We start from the raw sequence: 3,604 nt of genomic DNA on the forward strand, positions 1-3,604 counted from the left end.
ATATATAATAATAAATATATATTTAATTTTAAACTATATAATGCTCAAATTCTTTAATTAGGAGGAAGACTTATGCTTAGATCATTATTTGTTAATGCTACAATGCTTATATCTTTCATATATTTAGTAAGTCAACTATTAAGAGAAGAAGAGCTTAATACAAATACTAAAATCAAAATCAAACTCTCTCTTGGTTTATTAACTGGCTTATCTGGGTGCGCTCTTATATTTTATGGTATTAACTTATCGAATAATACTATAATAGATTTCAGAGTTATATCTGTGATGATTGCCTCCCTATATGGAGGTTTTATATCAGCTTTCATAAGTGTTTTTATAATAATATTATTTAGGCTTGCTATTTTAGGAATTAATTATTCTTCCTTAGTCGCATCTATTAATATGATAGTGCTATTAGTATGCTTTAGCCTTTTGTCAAAATATGATATGACCTTTTTCAAAAAATATACTTATATGACTATCCTCAGCATAGTATCTTCAATAATATGGATTTCCTTAGTATTGAGAGACTTCCACCTTGTTTTATCTGTCCTTGGAAGTTTTATATTTTCCATAGTAGTATTATCTGTTATAGTTTATTACATCTTAGATCATATGACCAAAACTAATGAAACATATCGTAAGCTGAAGTTTGAGTCAAAAAAGGATTTTCTGACAGGACTTAATAATGCCAGGGAATTTGATAGTATTCTAAATAGAGTTATTGATAATGCCTTGGAAAGAAAAGAAAATTTGTCAATGCTCATGATAGACATTGATTATTTTAAACATATTAACGATACTTATGGCCATCCGGCTGGAGATTTAGTCTTGAAACAACTAAGTAGAATTCTAGTTGATTCCTGTAGAACCTTTGATATAGTTTCAAGAAATGGCGGCGAAGAATTCACTGCAATTCTTCTTGATTGCAATTATAGTCACGCTATGGAAATTGCCGAAAAAATAAGACGAAATGTACAAAATAATATTTTTCTAATTAATGGCTACGTTACTGTTAAAATAACTGTTTCAATTGGTGTAAGTTCTTACCCTGATATAACAAAGGATATAAACACCTTATTAAACCAAGCTGATGATTCTTTATATTCAGCTAAACGAACAGGAAGAAATAAAGTTTGTTAATAAAGGTATTGCGAAGCATCCGAAATATAAAAATACTTGCTATATGATGATACTTTAAGTTTACTGGCAAAAAACGAAATGGAACAAATGTGTTTGCTTCGGTTCTTTGAAGATTTTGCTGGGTGATTCTAAGATTATAAGTTGTTCCCAAAGTGCTTGCTTCAAGGGCTAAGCCTTGAACAAGCACATTTGGAACAACTTATAATCTAGAATCACAGCCAGCGAAATCTTCTAATGAACACTGCGCAAAAACATTTATTCCATTTCTAGTTTAGTATAAACATAAAGTGAATCATATTTAAGCAAGTATTTTTATATTTCTCTAGTTATCAATACCATTAATTAATAAGATTTATAGTCTTCAAAACAATTTATATCATCCTATATACAAGAAACATATAAAGTTGGAATAGGATCTGTGAAACTCTTATAATGATAGCAAAACAAAGAAATAGAATACATATATGTGGAGTCAGGCATTGAAAAATAAGCTGTTGGAATATCTTAGTGGGAAGTTGTTCCACTTTTGCTTGTCCTGTGCTTGTCACAGGAACACGCAGAAGTGGTGCAACTTTCCAGTTAGATATTCCCAGTGAAATTTTTCACAGTCCTGCGGAACATATATGTATTCTATTTCGGTTGTTCATTGCTTCACTTTAAGCGCTACACAATACATTTATATTATTCTTCACTCTTTCCTACACCAGATAAAATTAATCCTTTATTATGATCTAGTGCCCAGCTTATACCCCAATCATTTTGGAATATAAGTAAGTTTCTATCTTTAAAGTCTTTAACTTTCTTAGTATCTGAAGTTAAGTTTAATGAATCCATATCGATATCTTTATTTTCTATCCATCTTACATATCTATAAGATAGTCTATCCATTTTTATATCAACATTATATTCACTGTTTAATCTATATTCTAGAACTTCAAATTGAAGTACACCAACAACTCCAACTATTATTTCTTCCATACCTATGTGAGTTTCTTTAAATACTTGGATTGCTCCTTCTTGCGCTATTTGAGTAACACCTTTTATGAATTGTTTTCTCTTCATAGTATCTACTGGTCTTACTCTTGCGAAATGTTCTGGCGCAAAAGTCGGAATTCCTTCAAATTTAAATTTCTTTGATGCTGTACATAAAGTATCACCAATTGAGAATATACCTGGATCAAATACACCAATTATATCTCCTGCATATGCCTCTTCAACTATTTCTCTATCTTGAGCCATAAATTGTTGTGGTTGAGCTAATTTAATCTTCTTTTCGCCTTGAACATGATATACATCTTCACCTTTATTAAACTTACCTGAACAAATTCTCATAAATGCAATTCTATCTCTGTGAGCCTTATTCATATTTGCTTGTATCTTAAATACGAAAGCAGAAAATTTATCTTCAAATGGGTCAATAGTTCCAACTGTAGAGTTTCTTGCAAGTGGTGCTGTAGTCATTTCCAAGAAATGCTCTAAGAATGGTTCTACACCAAAATTTGTTAACGCTGATCCAAAAAATACTGGAGTTAGTTCTCCTTTTCTTACAGCCTCTAAATCTAAATCATCACCAGCAATATCTAAAAGTTCAATGTCTTCCATCAATTTGTCGTGTAATACTTCTCCTAATATTTCTCTAAATTTAGGATCATCCGCTGAACCTTCTATGGATTCAACTTCATTTTGACCATGATTTCCACCATTAAAAGCTATTATTCTATTATTATCTCTTTCATATACACCTTTAAATTCCTTACCTGAACCAATTGGCCAATTCATTGGGTAAGTTTTAATTCCAAGTTCACTTTCAATGTCCTCAAGTAATTGAAATGGATCCTTAGCTTCCCTATCCATTTTATTTATAAATGTGAAAATAGGCATTTCCCTTAAAGAAGCAACATGGAATAACTTTCTTGTTTGATCTTCTATACCCTTAGCCGCATCCACAACCATAACTGCTGAATCTGCCGCCATAAGAGTTCTATATGTATCTTCTGAGAAGTCTTGGTGACCTGGCGTATCTAATATGTTAATACAGTGATTATTATAGTTAAATTGCATAACTGAAGAAGTAACTGAGATACCTCTTTGTTTTTCAATTTCCATCCAGTCAGAAACTGCATGTTTAGATGCTTTTCTAGCCTTAACAGAACCTGCAAGTCTAATAGCTCCACCATATAATAAGAACTTTTCTGTAAGTGTGGTTTTACCTGCATCAGGGTGAGAAATAATCGCAAATGTTCTTCTTTTTTCAATTTCTTTTATATAATCAGCCAAATCTAAGCCCTCCTATTAAACTATCCTTATAAATTTATTTTTAAGATATAAATCGGCATATCATTAATAAATTGTAAATTTTCAGTACAACTTACTCCTATTTATATATTACTATTTACAAACTGCATATTATTTATATTATATTTTCTTAATTAACTAAATTATTATATCATATGGATTATAT

General features: G+C 30.5%; 2 protein-coding genes. One reads left to right on the plus strand and one right to left on the minus strand.

The window, feature by feature from the left end:
• Positions 1-72: 72 nt before the first annotated feature.
• The gene (locus tag CLCHR_RS23960; protein WP_079442447.1) at positions 73-1,143 is read left to right on the plus strand and encodes a GGDEF domain-containing protein; all 1,071 of its coding nucleotides are present in this window, start codon (positions 73-75) and stop codon (positions 1,141-1,143) included.
• A gap of 681 nt (positions 1,144-1,824) precedes the next feature.
• Here CLCHR_RS23960 and CLCHR_RS23965 read toward each other — a convergent pair.
• The gene (locus CLCHR_RS23965; protein ID WP_079442448.1) at positions 1,825-3,420 is read right to left on the minus strand and encodes a peptide chain release factor 3; all 1,596 of its coding nucleotides are present in this window, start codon (positions 3,418-3,420) and stop codon (positions 1,825-1,827) included.
• Positions 3,421-3,604: the final 184 nt, after the last annotated feature.

The sequence above is a fragment of the Clostridium chromiireducens genome (genome assembly GCF_002029255.1).
Taxonomy (GTDB): domain Bacteria; phylum Bacillota; class Clostridia; order Clostridiales; family Clostridiaceae; genus Clostridium; species Clostridium chromiireducens.

Coding starts and splice junctions, on each gene's coding strand:
- CLCHR_RS23960 (WP_079442447.1), top strand. CDS start 73: ATGCTTAGATCATTATTTGTTAATGCTACAATGCTTATATCTTTCATA.